At 34.9% G+C, this 16534-nt stretch carries 13 protein-coding genes; all 13 read right to left on the bottom strand.

The window, feature by feature from the left end:
• Positions 1-947 precede the first annotated feature (947 nt).
• The 13 genes from EKH84_RS05395 to EKH84_RS05335 all read right to left on the bottom strand — a co-directional run bounded on the left by EKH84_RS05395 (position 948) and on the right by EKH84_RS05335 (position 16533).
• Entirely contained in the window at positions 948-1781 is an 834-nt protein-coding gene (locus EKH84_RS05395; RefSeq protein WP_127065481.1) for an ABC transporter ATP-binding protein, read from the bottom strand.
• Positions 1782-1793: 12 nt separating this feature from the next.
• A complete protein-coding gene (locus tag EKH84_RS05390) occupies positions 1794-2570 on the bottom strand; it encodes an ABC transporter permease (protein ID WP_127065480.1) in 777 nt (258 codons plus the stop codon).
• A complete protein-coding gene (locus EKH84_RS05385; RefSeq protein ID WP_127065479.1) occupies positions 2570-3631 on the bottom strand; it encodes an ABC transporter substrate-binding protein in 1062 nt (353 codons plus the stop codon). The genes EKH84_RS05390 and EKH84_RS05385 overlap by 1 nt, the downstream gene beginning before the upstream one ends.
• Positions 3632-3998: 367 nt before the next feature.
• Positions 3999-4343 (bottom strand): P-II family nitrogen regulator, encoded by a 345-nt coding sequence (locus tag EKH84_RS05380; protein ID WP_127065478.1) that lies wholly within the window; start codon positions 4341-4343, stop codon positions 3999-4001.
• A 12-nt stretch (positions 4344-4355) separates the two neighbouring features.
• Complete coding sequence (locus tag EKH84_RS05375) at positions 4356-4682, bottom strand: P-II family nitrogen regulator (RefSeq protein ID WP_013655476.1); 327 nt, start codon at positions 4680-4682, stop codon at positions 4356-4358.
• 67 nt (positions 4683-4749) lie between these two features.
• On the bottom strand, positions 4750-6465 hold the full coding sequence (locus tag EKH84_RS05370) for an allophanate hydrolase (protein WP_127065477.1): 1716 nt from the start codon (positions 6463-6465) through the stop codon (positions 4750-4752).
• Positions 6466-6469: 4 nt separating this feature from the next.
• Positions 6470-10060 (bottom strand): urea carboxylase, encoded by a 3591-nt coding sequence (gene uca, locus EKH84_RS05365; RefSeq protein ID WP_127065476.1) that lies wholly within the window; start codon positions 10058-10060, stop codon positions 6470-6472.
• Positions 10061-10082: 22 nt separating this feature from the next.
• Positions 10083-10736, bottom strand: coding sequence for an urea amidolyase associated protein UAAP2 (locus EKH84_RS05360; RefSeq protein WP_127065475.1), 654 nt, complete (start codon positions 10734-10736; stop codon positions 10083-10085).
• A 66-nt stretch (positions 10737-10802) separates the two neighbouring features.
• Positions 10803-11522: an urea amidolyase associated protein UAAP1 gene (locus EKH84_RS05355; RefSeq protein ID WP_013655472.1), complete on the bottom strand. Its 720-nt coding sequence runs from the start codon at positions 11520-11522 to the stop codon at positions 10803-10805.
• Between the two features lie 303 nt (positions 11523-11825).
• Entirely contained in the window at positions 11826-12575 is a 750-nt protein-coding gene (locus EKH84_RS05350; RefSeq protein ID WP_190283494.1) for a response regulator transcription factor, read from the bottom strand.
• A 230-nt stretch (positions 12576-12805) separates the two neighbouring features.
• Positions 12806-14800 (bottom strand): FtsX-like permease family protein, encoded by a 1995-nt coding sequence (locus EKH84_RS05345; RefSeq protein WP_127065473.1) that lies wholly within the window; start codon positions 14798-14800, stop codon positions 12806-12808.
• Positions 14793-15560 carry an ABC transporter ATP-binding protein gene (locus EKH84_RS05340; RefSeq protein ID WP_127065472.1) on the bottom strand — a complete coding sequence of 256 codons (768 nt, stop codon included), beginning with the start codon at positions 15558-15560 and terminating at the stop codon, positions 14793-14795. The genes EKH84_RS05345 and EKH84_RS05340 overlap by 8 nt, the downstream gene beginning before the upstream one ends.
• Before the next feature lie 406 nt (positions 15561-15966).
• Entirely contained in the window at positions 15967-16533 is a 567-nt protein-coding gene (locus tag EKH84_RS05335) for a hypothetical protein (protein ID WP_127065471.1), read from the bottom strand.
• Between the last annotated feature and the right edge of the window lies 1 nt (position 16534).

The raw sequence follows: 16534 nt of genomic DNA, 5'->3' as shown, positions 1-16534 counted from the left end.
TATTTATGTTCTATGTCCTTTCTTTTGAAATTAGTCTTGAACACTCTTTATCCCATACAACTATTACAACTATTTTTCTTGATTTTCGCTATAATTATTTTAATTTTCTCACTATTATTATACATCCTAAAATATATTGGTACAAGTTTTATAACACATGCTATATTGCTCTATTGATGTATCTTATTAGGGCTTATTTACCTTATTAATATTATTTATCTTATTAGCATTTACTTGTCTTGTTAGCATCTACTTATCTTATTAGCATTCATTTGTCTTATTGGCTCTATTTATCTCATTAACTCTAGCCTATCCTAATCAATATTTATTCACTTCATCAACTACAGACATGGAGAAAAGAGAGTGAGCGAATCATATAATCAAAGAAACTATGATCATAAGTACAGTAACTAAGGAAGGTATCCCAGCCATTAGCTGTACGCCTTACATAAAACTAGAAAATTGACTCTTATTCCTCCCATTAGCCTTTCTTCTTTATCCTATTAACTCGGATTGTTATTAAGTAAAAACTGTCATCCCCCCTAAACTCAAAAATACGCCTTCATTAGGCATTTATCAGCCTTTTGAAGACGCGTTCTCATTATCTTTAGATAAGTTCCGTTTATATCATTTACTATTGTAGTTTGTTACTGTCAAGTAATCCTTAAATCTATTAGAAAATATCTCCGACTTCTTTCTAAGTATACTATCTATAGTTTTTATAGATAGTACTACATTTGTATATATTGCTAGATACTTATGTGTTTCTAGATGTCCGTATGATTCTAGCTATTTGTATGCCTACAGATATCCGTTTTGTCCTAGGTATTCGTATATTTACAGATCTTCGTTTGATCCTAGATATTCTTATAGCCCCAGATATCTGTATGTTCCTAGATATTCTTATATTTTTAGCTATCTGTATGGTCATAAATATTCTTATATTTCTAGATATCAGTATGTTCAATTAATCCATTGACTTCTTTTCTAATTGTAATGAATTGTTGTGTGTCTTTTAAATCTAGATTTCTTTCATACGGCAAGAATACCGGTACTTCTTTTTTTATGGTTCCTGGCCTTGAGGTCATGACAAAGATTTTAGTGGAGAGAAAAACTGCTTCTTCAATGTCATGGGTTACAAAAATAACTGTTGGTTTTTCCACTTGCCAGATTTGGCGCATTAAAAGCTGCATATCAGCTTTTGTTTGAGGGTCTAATGCACTAAAAGGTTCATCCATTAACAAAACATCTGGGCTATTCGCCAAAGCCCTTGCAATAGCTACCCTTTGTTTCATACCTCCTGAAAGTTCCTTGGGATAACTATTTTTAAACTTTTCTAGTTTAATGATCTTTAAGTATTTATCAACGATTTTTTCTTGTTCTTCTAATGGCATCTTTTTTAGCTTTAGTCCATATTTAATGTTGTCACTCACTGTCATCCATGGGAATAAAGTATAGGCTTGAAAAACCATACCTCGATCTGCACCTGGTCCTATAATATCTCTATCTTTAATGACTATTCTTCCTGAAGTTGCCTCATCAAGTCCACCTATCATACGTAAAAGTGTAGATTTGCCACATCCAGATGGACCAACAATTGAGATGAATTCATTTTCCAATACGTTAATACTAACATTCTGCATGGCCACAACATCACCTTTAATAGAATGATAAGTCTTGTTAACGTCTTTCACGTATATTTTACTATTTGCTAAGTTTGCCTCTATTTGGCTATTTTGCTGCGGAAGTATTTTTTTCTTTGATAATTGAAATAAACCCATTCTTCTACCTCCTTATGCCCAATGGAATAATTTTTTATTAATATAAGCAAATAGACGGTCTGTAATAAGACCTAACAGTCCAATGACAATAATGCCTCCAAAAATAGCATCTGTTTTTATAAAACGCTGTGATTTTAGAATGGTATAACCAAGACCACTATTAGCGGCAACTAGTTCTGCACTCACTAAGTAAGTCCAAGCCCATCCTATCATCATACGAAGTGTTTCCATCATTCTTGGTAGCATTGCTGGGATTAGAATCGTAAAGATCGTCTTATTCGTATTTGCTCCCAGTGTATAACTTGCATTAATAAGGTCCTCTGGTACAGACTTAACATCATCTGCTATCATTAATACTAATTGAAAAAATGTCCCAATAAAGATGATGGCAATTTTTGCTGATTCGCCTATCCCAATCCATACCATAATAAGTGGTACAAAAGCTGGAACCGGCATATAACGTATGAATTCTGATAAGGGTCTAACAATAGCCTCTGCTTTTTTAAAGGTTCCTGCTAATATTCCCAAAGGAACACCTAGGATAACAGCAAATATAAAACCTAGTGTAATACGATAAACACTAATGCCCATGTTAGCCCACAAGGACCCATCTGCTATTGAAGAAATAATATAGTCAATAACCTTTGTAGGCGTTGGTAGAAAAATAGATCCTACCAAGCCTGAATAACTTAATATACTCCATAGGGCAATAACAAATATAAAAGAAGCAATAGCAAAAGTGGTGTATTTACTTTTACCAATATCTTTTCTGATTTTAATTTTAATCATTATTTTGCCCCCTTAATAAAAGTATCATCTAAAATAGATGTTACATCCTCCGGTATTTTATCAATCATTTCTGTTGCTTGTAAGAATTCAGCTGATTTTTGTAAAGTATAAGGAAGAGAAGTATAGTCATTTCCTTCTTTAAAAGTTTCTTCATTCATGACTTTATCAAAAAGTGTTATCCCATCTAACATCACTAAATAATCTTCTTTTTCAAGCTCAGCACCTTTAATAGTTGCTTCAATAAAAGCATCATCTCTATTATCTAACAATTTTTCACCGTCGAACCAAGATTGAACGACTTTTTGAACCACATCACTATTGTTATCAATAATATCTTGTCTAACAGCTAAAGTATCTGGAATTAAACCTGGTTCACTAGCTGTACTATAGATGACTTTACCACCTGCATTAACTGCCATGGATAAGGTTGGTTCCCATAATACTGCTGCATCAATGCTACCTGCTATAAAAGCTGGACCTGCATCATTAATAGTCATATTGGTAAAGTTAACATCATTAATAGTCATGCCATTGTCTTCTAGAATTTTTAGGAAGAACATATGCTCTAAGGTACCAATCTCTGTGGCAACTGTTTTATCTTTTAAATCTTGAACACTACTAATGCCATCATGAACAACAAGGCCATCTGCGCCAGAAGAGTTATCATTTACTAGAACAATTTTAAAATCAACACCTTCATTAAGTGGCGCTACTGCATCAGAAGCGGCAATGCAAATACCATCTACTTGATTAGAATAGAAAGCTGTAAGTGAATCACTATATACTGGGAAATATTTAATTTCTACAGATACCCCATTCTTTTCAAAAATGCCTGTTCCTTCTATGCCATACCAGCCATACCAACCTGACATAGGACTTACACCTAGAATAAATGGATTTTCTTTAGTTCCCTTTTGTCCAGCACTAGAAGTCTCTGAAGCATCTGATGTACTACTTGCGTCATTACTAGTTGCTTGACCTAGATTATTACATCCTGTCATAGTAAACATCGTCCCCATTATTGTTATTGCTGCTATTAAACTCATTAATTTTCTTCTCATAAATTTGTCCTCCTTATTCTTGTAAATGACTTTTCGTTATTCCCTTCCCTACCTCTCTTTTACCAATGCATTTTATATAGAAATAAATTATACTTTTTTCTCTAGCAACTAAATGTTTAGCTTACTGATTTTTATATATCACCATGGCCTTGGGATAAAAGTAATGTAATCTATTAAACTGTTTCTATTCAGATTGTTTCTCTTTATACTATTTCTGTTTATACCATTTCTGTTTAGTCCAAATAAGCGTATGATTGTAGTAAAGAAGCTAAAAATAAATGCGAATAAATAGGAATAAATGATAGCTTTAAAAGGATAAATCCTCCCTTTGAAATCACTTATTATCCACTTTATCAGTTGCCTAGCATTAGATAACAGCTTCGTTGCCTTTTTCATTGGTTCTAATGCGGATAGCTTCTTTAACTGGTAGTACAAAAATCTTGCCGTCTCCTGCATGATTGGTTTGGTTGATCTTAACAACTGTTTCTATAAGAAAATCAACGTCTGAATCTCTTACATACATCTCGATAAGCCTCTTAGCCACTAAACGATGCTTAATTGGTCCATTCTCCTGGTCCATGTCATATTGAATTGGTTTTTTACCCCTTCCGATAATCTCTTTAACAGTCATTGAATGAAAGCCGGCTTCAACCAATGCTTTTTTCGTTTTAAAGTACATTTTAGGACGTAAAATAATCATGACTTCTTTCATTTGCCTTACCTCCTATAGCTCTTCTTTTCCACTACTGATTGTAACGGCCTTCTCTACTTCCATTACAAAAATCTTACCATCTCCATAGGTTCCGCCATTTGGTGTTCTTGCTGCATCTGCTATGATTTTTTCTACTTTAGCTTCATCTTGATCTTCTACCACAATCATAATCATCTCTTTTGGAATCTCATCATAGTAGGTATCTCCTACCTTTAAGCCTTTTTGTTTACCTCTTCCTAGCACATTCATTCTTGTTGCAGCTAAGTAGCCTTTTTGCATTAAGGCATCTAATACGTCTTCTACCTTTTCCGGTCTAACAATTGCTTTAATCATTTTCATAGTCTCATTCACCCTTCCTATTATTTGACTTACTTATTGTTGTTTCAGTTAACCTCTATCGCATCACTCACTTAGTAAGTGTAAATTTTCCTTTTTCGGTAATATCCTTTGCAGTCCTGGTGGCATAGTCTTCACAAAGAAAACCAACTACCTTTTCATTGTCTTTTAGAGTGACGGTTCCCATGGTTAAAGGTTCACTAACGTTTTGCATGAAAGCCCCAAATTTAGCAATAGGAATATCATATAAATCTACTTCAATAGCTTTTCCTCCCTCACCCACATGGCACATTCCTGGTTTGATTGGTCTTGTATCTAGTGAGTAGAGCTTATAAAAAGCAGCAGTCTGTGTGCTTTCTAAATAATGCGCTCCTAATTCTACTAGCTGACTTTCTAATGGATAGCCTTTTTTGTGTAAACCACAAACTGCTACTTTCATTGGCTCTGCTTCTAGGAAAGTTTTTGCTGCACCTAGTATCAGACCTTCTGAATCTGCTAAGCCAAAAATGGTAATACCAAATGGTAAATTTGTCTCTTTCATCTTAGTTGGGATTGAAATAGCACAAAGATCCAGGAGATTACAATGATTAGTGTAAAGCCCCATCTGGCTATTGGTTGCAATTGGATTATTTCTTACCTCTTCTCTAGTAAACGTACCACCTGCTGTTGGCATTATTAAAACCGCATCTTTAAGTAACCTTTTAGTTTTCATACGATAGTCCTGTAATTCATGAATGGCACTAAATAAGCTTTCTGCTGTATGCTCTGGTTTACTACCAGATTTGAGTATGGTCTTAGTAACTGGGAAGATTGCTTCTAAGTGGCTGTCTACAAATTCTCCAAGATCTTTCCATCTTTCTGCTACCCATGGTCCATCGTATAAAATAGATGCTGCTTTTTGGAACATGGTGTAGTCAATGTACTCAACTGTTATGCCTAAATCTTTAATTCTACTGACTGCTTCTTCCCATTTTTTTTCATAAACTGCTTTAAAGGGACCATAAAAGCTAACACCATTTTTAGCTAGGCATATTTTTTTAGGTAGCTGTTTAAAAGGCATGTCGTATACTCTAGACCATGCACATGCTTCGTCAAAGCCTCTAGCTACTCCATTAACTAGTTCTGCATCTTCAAGAGAATTGGCAAATACATTAATGCAATCTAGGCTAGCACAAGCAGGTACAACACCTTTAGTTGACCATGCTCCTAGTGAAGGCTTATAACCTACTAAACCATTAAGGGCTGCTGGCACTCTTCCTGAACCTGCTGTGTCTGTTCCCAGTGAAAAAGCTGCCATCCCTAAGGCTACTGCTACTGCTGAGCCTGAGCTAGAGCCTCCACTAATAAGCTCTGGATTTAATGCATTATGTACTTCTCCATAAGGACTTCTAGTCCCTACAAGGCCTGTTGCAAACTGATCTAAGTTAGTTTTACCTACCGGAATTGCTCCTGCATCAATTAGCTTTTGTACTACAGTAGCGCTTTCTTTTGGAAGATAACCATAAGACTCACAAGCTGCTGTTGTTTGAACACCTGCTAAATCAATATTGTCTTTAATGGCAAAAGGGATACCCCATAGTGGATAGTCGCTTTGCTTCTTATCTTCTAATGCCTCAATATAGTCTTTCATCATAGCAAGTGAAGGTGGCACAATCCAAATATTTTTTCCCTTATTAGCCTCTGCTCTTTTAACGATTTCTTCTGCTAATGCTAAAGGCGTTAATTCCTCATTTTTATAGCTTTCTTTTATCCAAGTTATTGTTAGTTTTAAAGGAAAATAATTCATCTCACTACTCCTTTACTTTAATTGATACAGCTAACTGGCCTGCACTTACTTGATCACCAGGACTTAGATAAAGCTTTTGAGCCTGGCCTGTAAACTCTGAAGTAATAGGGAATTCCATTTTCATACTTTCAAGAATCATAAGCTCCTGTCCCTCTTTTACCTCTTCTCCTTCTTGTACAAGCACTTTCCATACGCTTCCTGGAATATTCGTTCTTACTGCTTCACAGCCTTCTGTAAGGTCCTCTTCCACAATAGCTGTTGCTTCATGATGCTCAGAAACAAATTCATCTAAGCCTTGTTCTTTCCAGCGCTGCCTTTCTGCTTCAAAGGAAGCTTCTTGATGATCTTTAAATGCCTTACTACTTTCTTTAATCTCCTCTAAGAATTTTTTGTACTCTCCAAGGTTAAAAGTAGTTTCTTCTATTTCTACTTTGAATTTTCCTCTTAAGAAATCTTCTCTGTATTGTAATATTTCTTCTGCTGATACGGGATAAAACTTAAGTTGATCAAAGAAATTAAGTAACCAAGGTTTTCCTTTTTTAAAGTTATCTGTTTCTCTAAGAGCGTTCCACATTTGTACGGTTCTTCCTACAAATTGATAGCCACCAGGGCCTTCCATACCATAAACGCAAAGGTAAGCACCACCAATACCTACGGCATTTTCTGGGGTCCATGGTCTTGCAGGATTATATTTAGTAGTAACCATCCTATGTCTTGGATCAACTGGCGTAGCTACTGGTGCTCCTAGGTAGACATCCCCAAGTCCCAATACTAAATAATTGGCTTCAAAGACAATACGACTTACATCCTCTATGCTGTCTAAACCATTAATTCTTCTTATAAACTCTGGATTACTTGGACACCAAGGTGCATTAGGCCTTACTGTTTGCTGATAACGCTCAGCAGCAATTTTAGTTTGCGGATCATCCCATGAAAGAGGTAATTTAATAATTCTAGAAGGCACAGTAACATCTGTTAAGGGTGGAAGAGCCTCATTAATTTTTATTACCTTATCTACTAAGTCTTTAATGGCAATCTTATCTGGATCAAAGTGAATTTGAAGTGAGCGAATACCTGGTGTTAAATCAATAATAGGAAGTCCTACCTTTTCTAGTTCTTGCATTAAAATATGTACTCTAAAACGAAGTTCTATATTAAGCTCCATTTTTCCGTATTCTACAAGTATGTTTTCTTCTCCAGCTAAACGAATCATAATAGCTGTATCTGCTGCGAACCCTCTAGCTAATATAGCGTACTGTGGTGTCAGCTTTTTATTAGGCTTAGGTAATTTAGGAATAGCGTTTCTAAACTTAATATTGGCATCTTCTGTTTTTCTAATCAGTTCTGCTTCTTCTAGAGAAAGAAGTTGGAAACGAACCTTATCTCCTGGATGAAGCTGTCCTATTTTCCAAAGCTCACCTTTAGCTGTTGTTACAGCACATACAAAGCCTCCAAGGCTTGGTCCATCAGGTCCAAGTAAAATAGGCTGATCACCTGTAAGGTCAAGAGTTCCTATGGCATAAGCATTGTCATGAATATTGGATGGATGAAGCCCTGCTTCTCCCCCATCTTCACGTACCCATTCTGGAATAGGACCATTTAATCGGATACCTGTTCTGGCGCTATTAAAGTTGACTTCATATTCTGAGTTAGTCAGCGTCTCTAGATACTCTGGTTTTAAATATTCCTCTGTTGGCTGCGGTCCTGGAATTACACCAATTGTCCATTCATTTGTAAGGATGGGTTTATACTTATCAGGCACAGATTCTATAGAATCGATTAAACAATTCTCTGTAACCCTTAGCACATCCCCTGTTCTTAAAGTCCTTCCGCCATGTCCACCAAATTTACCATCTATAAAAGTAGAGCTACTGCCCATAATCTTTGGCATATCAAAACCACCGGCTACAAGTAAATAGGTTCTCATCCCTACTTTACAGTCTTTAAACTTAAGAATTTGATTAGGCATGGCATGAATGACTTGATACATCCCAATAGGTACACCATCTAAGGTTGGCTGCATATCGGCTCCGGTAATACAAAAGCTTATGGCTGCTCTAAATTTATAGCTACCTCCTCTTAAAGTAAGCTCCAACCCCGTGTCACCTTCAGCATTACCTAATAAACTATTGCCTAAGCGGAAGTTGTAACTATCCATAGGCCCACAAGGTGGAACGCCTACTGACCAATAACCAATCATACCTGGATAATCTTGAACAGTGGTTTGCACCCCTCCATCAAGTACTTCTATTGCTTTTTCACTAGGTAAGAATTCTTTTAGCATGCCTGTGAAAAGTAAGCCTTTCTCATAACCTTCTGTTTTTAAAAGTGCTTTTAAGTACTGAAGGTTCGTAGTAATACCATATACTCTAGAATTTTTTAATACTTGATTCATTTTCCAAATGGCATCTGCTCTGTCTTTACCATGTACAATTAACTTAGCAAGCATTGGGTCATATAAAGAAGTAACTTCAATGCCTTTTCTAATCCAGCTTTCCACTCTACAAATAGGGTCAAAATAAACTTCGTCTATCTTTCCTGAACTTGGTCTAAAACCATTTAAACAATCTTCTGCATAGACACGTACTTCAATAGCATGACCATCTGGTTTTTTAAGCTGTTCTTTCATACCTTTAAGCTCACCAGCTGCTTCTTTAATCATCCAAGAAACAAGGTCTAAGCCAAGTACCTCTTCTGTAATCCCATGCTCTACTTGAAGCCTTGTATTCACTTCGAGAAAATAGAATTTTTCTTCTGCCTCATCGTATAAAAATTCCACGGTTCCTGCACTTTGATAGGATGCTTCTTTAGCTAAATCCTCGGCTGCTTTATACATTGCTGCCCTCACTTTTTCTGGTAAGTTTGGAGCTGGACTTTCTTCTACTACTTTTTGATTTCTTCTTTGTACAGAGCAATCACGTTCGCCAAGTGCTACAGCTTCACCATAGGCATTACCAAAGATTTGTACTTCCACGTGTCTTGATTTTTCAATATATTTTTCTAAGAAAACACCTGCATTATTAAAGTTAGCTGCTGCTAAATAACATACGCCTTCATAAGCTTCTTTTAGCTCTTTAAAGGAATAGCAAATGCGCATACCAATACCACCACCACCAGCTGTACTTTTTAAAATAATAGGATAGCCAATCTTTTTAGCTTCTTTAACCGCTTCCTCTACGCTGCTTAAAAGCTCTGTTCCTGGAAGTAAAGGTACACCTGCTTTTTTTGCAAGGGCTCTAGCAGAATGCTTGAGTCCAAATAACTCAATCTGCTCAGGGGTAGGTCCAATAAATTTAATGCCTTTTTCTTCACAGGCTCTTGCAAACTCTGTATTTTCACTTAAGAAACCATAGCCCGGATGGATTGCTTCTGCTTTAGTCTCTACGGCAATGCTTAAAATTTTATCCATGTCCAGATAGGTTTCTTTAGCTGTGCCTTCTCCTAGCAAAATAGCTTCATCTGCATATTCTACATGAAGGCTATCTTGGTCAGCCTTAGAATAAACAGCTACGCTTGAAATTCCCATTTTCTTTAATGTTCTCTCTATCCTTACAGCAATAGCTCCTCGGTTAGCAATCAAAACTTTTTTAAACATAGACACTTCCCCTCCTTCACATTTATTTTGTATCCCAAATAAGTAATCTTACAGGTGTAGGATTGTATGCATTACATGGATTGTTAAGCTGTGGACAGTTACTAATGAGTACCATGGTATGTTCTAATGCTTTCATCTCTACATATTTACCTGGCGCAGATACACCATCATCAAATTTTAATCCACCTTCTTTGGTAACCGGTACGTTCATAAAGAAGTTAATATTAGGTGCTAAATCACGCTTTTGAATACCACTATCGCTTTTTGCTAGTTGAAGCATAAAGCTATCTCTGCAGTTATGCATGTCAATTTTTTCTCTAGCATATCTCACCGTATTACTTTGAGAAGAACACGCACCACCTAAGGTATCATGGCGCCCTGTAAGATCGGCTGTGATCTCAAGTAGGGGTTTTCCTGATTCCGTTCTAAGAATGCTCCCTGTCGTTAAATAAATGTTTTGTTGCATGACAATGGTTGTTACTGCTCCATAATGATCTTCTGGATTCGTCATATCATAAAAGGTTGTATCCACTGCTTGATTACCTTCCATATCTAAAATACGAAAAGTTTGCCCTGGAAGAAGCTCATGCATCCAACCATCACCTGCATCTACTACCTCATCATAAATAGCATCTTCTATTTTTAAGTCACTTTCTTTTTTAATAAATCCGTACATATTCATTCCCTCCTATTTTTCATTCACCTAACAGGCTTTTTTCTCCACCATCATTTGTTATCTCATTTATAGGCCAAGTAAGTTATAGTAATCCCAAGTGTTTTCAAATGCTCTATAGTTTTCTGGTCTATGATTCACACATTCATCCGTTAAATCTACAGGTGGCGCATCATAAACTTCAACAGTAACTGGAACACTTGGATAAGTCTCACTTGGATTAAGTGGATTAGGTGTATTTGAAAGAATAATAATCATATCCATCTCTGTTCTTAAGGTAACAGTAGCGCCTTCGGTGCAGTGACCTGCTTCATAATGCATGCTGCCATCTTCTTCTACATAAACCTTTGAGAAAAGATTGACACATGGTACTAAATCTCTAGGCCCCATATTATTTCTGACTAGCTCTACTGCAAAGTTTTCTTCTCCACTTCTAAGCCAATCATTTCTTAAATCTTGATAAGTGGTCTTTCCATACTTTTCATCTGTCATCATTCTTGTTGTATAGCCTGAAATCGTATCATGCCATCCCAGGCTATCTTCTACGATACTAGCAAAAACTCTACCATTATCGCTCATAAGTACATTTCCTTTTGTTAAGTGGGCAGTATACTGAGCCTTCAAAGTATCTGGCATATTGTAACGTTCTGAAGTATCCCTCATGTTATAAAGTAATAAAGATACATTGGCATCTTTTCCTAATGCTTTAAAGTGAATGTATTTACCTCTTCCAATATTGCCTGACCATTTTTCTCCTGGTTTTAATGTCTTACTCCAAATCTTTTTCATAGCACTTACCACCTTTCATCCTTACATTAATAATTAATTAACTCATAACTGTTCAGTCTTTTGCATCCAAGTATCTTTCACTCTACACTTTGCCCTGACTAAATAGTTACAAATAAAAAATGCAAGGGCGCTTTATAAAAATAAATGCGCCCTTGCATCTTGTTTTCTTGTATTCCTTTATTAATTAATATCTTAGTCCCTTCTCTTCGTCTTCTCAATTAGCCTTCAGCATGATTTTAAACGAAAAAAATAGAACTTAAGTTATCTCTCTACTACTTAAGTTCTATTTCTATCCATTTTAGTTTACTTTAATAATACCAAAAGCTGCGTTCGATTTTTAACACCAGTCTTATTATAAATATTATAAAAATGCTTCTTTACCGTAGAAATGCTAATAGACAGCTTTTCACCAATCTCGCTATTAGAGCACCCGTCATTAACCAATTGCACAACCTCTCCTTCTCGCTCTGAAAGATCATATTGCTTGCAGACTGAATCTAGTTTACTTTCCTTTCCTTCTATCTCCTTAGCGCATAAATGATATTGAATATTCCTAAGGTGAAGCTTTAAAGTATCTAGGATATATAAATCTTTATCTGAAAAATCTCCCAACTCACTGCTTCTAAACAGATTAATAATGCCTATTATTTTTTCTTCTTTTAATAAAATAATGCCACAGCCATAGGGAATATTTTTAGGCCTTAAGAAATCCCTATAAAACTCTGTTTTCTTTCTTATATCTTCATCTAGTATGTCTGTATCTCTATAAGTTACTGTCTTTTTGGTAAAGTCAGATACATATTTCAGGTAGTCCACATGATAGTAGTGCTTAAGGTATTCATCTACACTATTATCATCGCTAAAGATAAAACTAGATTGCTTAACATCTATTTTCCCTTCCTTATTAAAAATAAGATAATAACCTTGCGTATAGGGTATCAACATGCGAAACGTCTTTAACAATCTATCAGTTAGTTCATTAATATCCCTTATTTCGTACATATCTAATAAAATGTTATTCATCGTATTCCATTCGTTCTCTTTTAGTATCATGTTGTTCATCCCCTACTCCCATTGTCTTTTCTTTCAGTAAGACTAGCCTCTGTATAAATTAGAAGCTAGTTTTTACTTTCATCAATTGATATATCTATAAAATATACAATATGAAAAATATATATGAATTACGGATAGCCTATATACCAAAAAAAGGCAATATATCTCCTGATATATCGCCTTTGATAATATGATTATAGCATATGTTTTTAGTTATACAATATGTCTTTTTAATTCATACGTTTTACAATTTTATAATAAGCTTTCGCTGTAAACAGATAACTAATTACATAAAGTAGGGTAAATGCAACAATGACTACACCACTGCACGCATAAATTAATGCATCATTGTATAAGTTGAGTACACCTAATAAATTTTTCACGACTTGTAAGCCAAAAGCCATATGAATAATAGCAAAAATAAGAGGTAAGAAGAATACAATGAGAATTTGCCTTTTAATTGTTGCTTTTACCTCCTCATCACTCATCCCTACTTGCTGCAAAATTTCAAAACTCTTTTTATCCTCAAAGCCCTCTGATATTTGTTTATAATACATCATTTGCACAAGGCAAACACTGAAAACAATACCAAAGAAAATCCCTAAGAAAATGAAACCACCATTCATAGACCTTGTTTCTTTTCTCCATTGTCCTACATAACCTGATGAACGATGTCCATAAGCTGTATCTATATAGGTATTTAGATTTTCAATCAATAAATCCTTATTCACTTCTGCCGCTTCTATATTAAAATGAATATTGTATAATTCATCTTCTTTTGGTGATGCGCTAAACTTAGCTGCTAGAGTGTCTATTGATTCCTTATCCTTTAAAATAATATAGTAAGTTTCATCCACCATATTTCTTTCTTCTTTGGCTTCAATGGTAAATGACTTAAGTTCTTCTTTTACTTTAAAGGTCTCATCCTCCAAAATCACTTCATTACTAGCAAAATCTTCACTTTTGCTAAAAATGAGAACTTCATTCTCTGCTAAAGTTTCTTGTTTATTTTCTATACGGTTATAATCTGATAGGGTCATAAAACGCAGTGCAAAAGTATCTTCCCTACTTCCACCATGTAAATCCACATTAAGAAAAGCATTATCTTGCTTATAACCTTTTACCTTTTGAAACGTAAACTCTTTATAATCTGTTATTTTTGAAGAAGCAGCTTTGGCTATTTCTTCCACCTTTGCCTTAAAAGCTTCTTGCTTTTCTAATGTATCAAACTCATCTACATTAAAATGATACTCGGCGTCCATAGGATAATTAAAACGTACAGCTCCTTCTTCTCCTGTTAAAACCGTTAACGTACAAATTAAAGTAATAATAATCATGGTACTAAAAATACAAATATTTGCTAGGCCTTGTGCATTTCTTTTCATACGGTAAAGCATGCCTGATATGGTAACAAAATTCTTCTTTTTATAATAAATGTTAGGTTTGCTTTTCATCCATCTTAAAATAGCAATGGTACCTGTTTTAAAAATAGATCTGGTCCCCCAAATAACCAGCATTACTGCTAAGAAAAAGTTGACAAATATCATACTATCTAACTCTGTAATCAGTGCTATATAATATCCTGTGGCCAAAATAAGGAATCCCATAACTGCCCTAAAGCCTAAAAACCTTACTTCTTTTTCTCCTTTTTTATTGCTCTTAAGAAGTTCGATAGGTTTAGTAATAAAGACTTGCCATAAGCTAACTCCTAAGTTAACTAAACTAATCACACCAAAATAAACAATGGTGTACTCATAGCTTTTGAAACTACCCACAAACTCAGTATCTACCGGAAGTCCTGAAACATTTAAAAGGAGTAAATAAATCAGTTTAGAAAAAACAGTTGCTACCAGTATACCTAGACCTGTGGTTACTAGATAAATAAATATACTTTCAAGGCACATAATGACACCTATATACTTTTGATCTAAACCTAATACGTTATAAAGCCCCAGTTCATTTTTCCTTTGTTTCACTAGAAATTCATGAGTAGAAAAAAGAATAGGTGCTAAAATAATCCCTAGAAGCACACGGCCAATTTGCATCAGAACCATTACATAGCCTGCATAAGGTAAATCATACAGTATTTTATTATCACAGATGGCACTAAAAATAAAAAATACAAAGACTGAAAAAGTAGTAATCAGCATGTAAGGTACATAAACCGAACTATTCTTCTTAATACCATTAAGGCTTAGCTTTGGTAAAAGGACAGCTTTATTCATTGTCACCGCCTCCTGCTTGTAAAACTGTTAAAGTATTCGAAATGTGCCTATACATTTCCTTATCGTTCATTTCTCCTCTATAAATCTGATTAAAGAGATTCCCATCCTTAATAAAAAGTACACGACTTGCATGGCTTGCAGCTCTAGTGCTATGTGTCACCATAACAATAGTTTGTCCTTCTTTATTAATCTCACCAAACAAGTCTAAAAGCTGATTAGAAGCTTTAGAATCCAGTGCTCCTGTAGGCTCATCTGCCAAAATAATTTTAGGCTGTGTAATGAGAGCTCTAGCAACTGCTGCTCTTTGTTTTTGTCCTCCTGAAACTTCATAAGGAAACTTAGGGAGGATTTCTTCAATCCTTAACTGTTTAGCTAATGCTTCCAGCCTCTCTCCCATTACTTCATACTTTTCCCCCTGCAAGACAAGAGGCAGTATAATATTATCTTTAATTGAAAAAGTATCTAATAAATTAAAGTCTTGAAATACAAAACCTAAATGATCTCTACGAAAAGCACATCTAGCACTAGGCTTAATGGTAGCAAAGGATTTGCCCTCTAATAAAATCTCACCTCTAGTAGGTGCATCTAAAGATGCAAGTAAATTGAGTAAAGTCGTCTTCCCTGAACCTGATTCACCCATAATGGCTACATATTCACCTTTTTCTACAGAAAAGCTTACATTATCTAAAGCCTGAACCTGTGTGCCTCCAAACCTAGTAGTATATACTTTATTTAAATTTTTAACTTCTAACAATGACATGGTTGTCTCTCCCCTTCTTACTTGATTAATGATTACTGAGCTCTCACTTCAAAAGTTATTATAGCTGCGCTGCTAATCATTAGAAGTGCTTAGATGCAGTCATACTATGCTCATGTAATGGTTGTAATAGTAAGTATTATGATATCTCACTTACTCTTTTAGTATAGAAAAAAAAGAAATGCTCTGCCATTTCTTTGGCTTACATTTCTTTTTTCAAACATGACATTTTTGTAACCTTCATCCTATCGGAGAATGGAATATAGTAAAAGCTTCATAGCCGCAATAGGCATTTGGGTTTGATGTACTTAAAAAGTATAATAATCTATCATTTCTACTTGCTGTCTCCCTAATTACATATGCACCTTGCATTGATTCTTGTAAAGATCATTAATAAACTCCAGTCATATCATTCTTTAATATCTTTCTTCAATTTACTAACAACCCTTATTCTCTTGCTTAAGTTAAATTGAATCAACATATAGGTAAAGGCAAACCATATGATGAAATAGGTTATAAAAAGTATGGGATCGTTTACCTTTTGAATAAGAATAGGTTCAAAAACCACTAAAAAAAGTAGAATAACTCTTAAATAAATATATCCTACTGTAACATTTCTAGCTTGCTTCAGTAACTTCTCCCAATCACTTTTATCCGACACTAAAAAAGGCTCACAATTAGAGAAAAACTCTTCATTGACATTATCTACTCGCTTTGAACATATGATTGCTAACACTACTCCAATTATGGCAGATATTATAACATATAACATTATTGGGAAGTTCAAAGATTTTAATACAATTCCCCTACCAATAACATATAAAATGATACTAACTACCGCAAAAATAGATGCCTGCCCAAAAGAGCCATTATAAGTATTTTTCCCCACATAAAGTTCTTCTTTTGCTTCACTATAAAATACTCTTTTACTATTATATAGACCCATATATATGTACCTATGTCTCTTCATATCCATA

Origin of the sequence: Cellulosilyticum sp. WCF-2, from assembly GCF_003990395.1 — a bacterium.
Taxonomy (GTDB): Bacteria; Bacillota; Clostridia; order Lachnospirales; family Cellulosilyticaceae; genus Cellulosilyticum; species Cellulosilyticum lentocellum.
This window is presented reverse-complemented; position numbering and strand designations above follow the sequence as displayed.

Bases quoted from the DNA above. Each gene is read 5' to 3' on its own strand.
- EKH84_RS05395 (WP_127065481.1), bottom strand. From the start codon at position 1,781: ATGGGTTTATTTCAATTATCAAAGAAAAAAATACTTCCGCAGCAAAAT.
- EKH84_RS05390 (WP_127065480.1), bottom strand. From the start codon at position 2,570: ATGATTAAAATTAAAATCAGAAAAGATATTGGTAAAAGTAAATACACC.
- EKH84_RS05385 (WP_127065479.1), bottom strand. From the start codon at position 3,631: ATGAGAAGAAAATTAATGAGTTTAATAGCAGCAATAACAATAATGGGG.
- EKH84_RS05380 (WP_127065478.1), bottom strand. From the start codon at position 4,343: ATGAAAGAAGTCATGATTATTTTACGTCCTAAAATGTACTTTAAAACG.
- EKH84_RS05375 (WP_013655476.1), bottom strand. From the start codon at position 4,682: ATGAAAATGATTAAAGCAATTGTTAGACCGGAAAAGGTAGAAGACGTA.
- EKH84_RS05370 (WP_127065477.1), bottom strand. From the start codon at position 6,465: ATGAATTATTTTCCTTTAAAACTAACAATAACTTGGATAAAAGAAAGC.
- uca (WP_127065476.1), bottom strand. From the start codon at position 10,060: ATGTTTAAAAAAGTTTTGATTGCTAACCGAGGAGCTATTGCTGTAAGG.
- EKH84_RS05360 (WP_127065475.1), bottom strand. From the start codon at position 10,736: ATGTACGGATTTATTAAAAAAGAAAGTGACTTAAAAATAGAAGATGCT.
- EKH84_RS05355 (WP_013655472.1), bottom strand. From the start codon at position 11,522: ATGAAAAAGATTTGGAGTAAGACATTAAAACCAGGAGAAAAATGGTCA.
- EKH84_RS05350 (WP_190283494.1), bottom strand. From the start codon at position 12,575: ATGATACTAAAAGAGAACGAATGGAATACGATGAATAACATTTTATTA.
- EKH84_RS05345 (WP_127065473.1), bottom strand. From the start codon at position 14,800: ATGAATAAAGCTGTCCTTTTACCAAAGCTAAGCCTTAATGGTATTAAG.
- EKH84_RS05340 (WP_127065472.1), bottom strand. From the start codon at position 15,560: ATGTCATTGTTAGAAGTTAAAAATTTAAATAAAGTATATACTACTAGG.
- EKH84_RS05335 (WP_127065471.1), bottom strand. From the start codon at position 16,533: ATGGATATGAAGAGACATAGGTACATATATATGGGTCTATATAATAGT.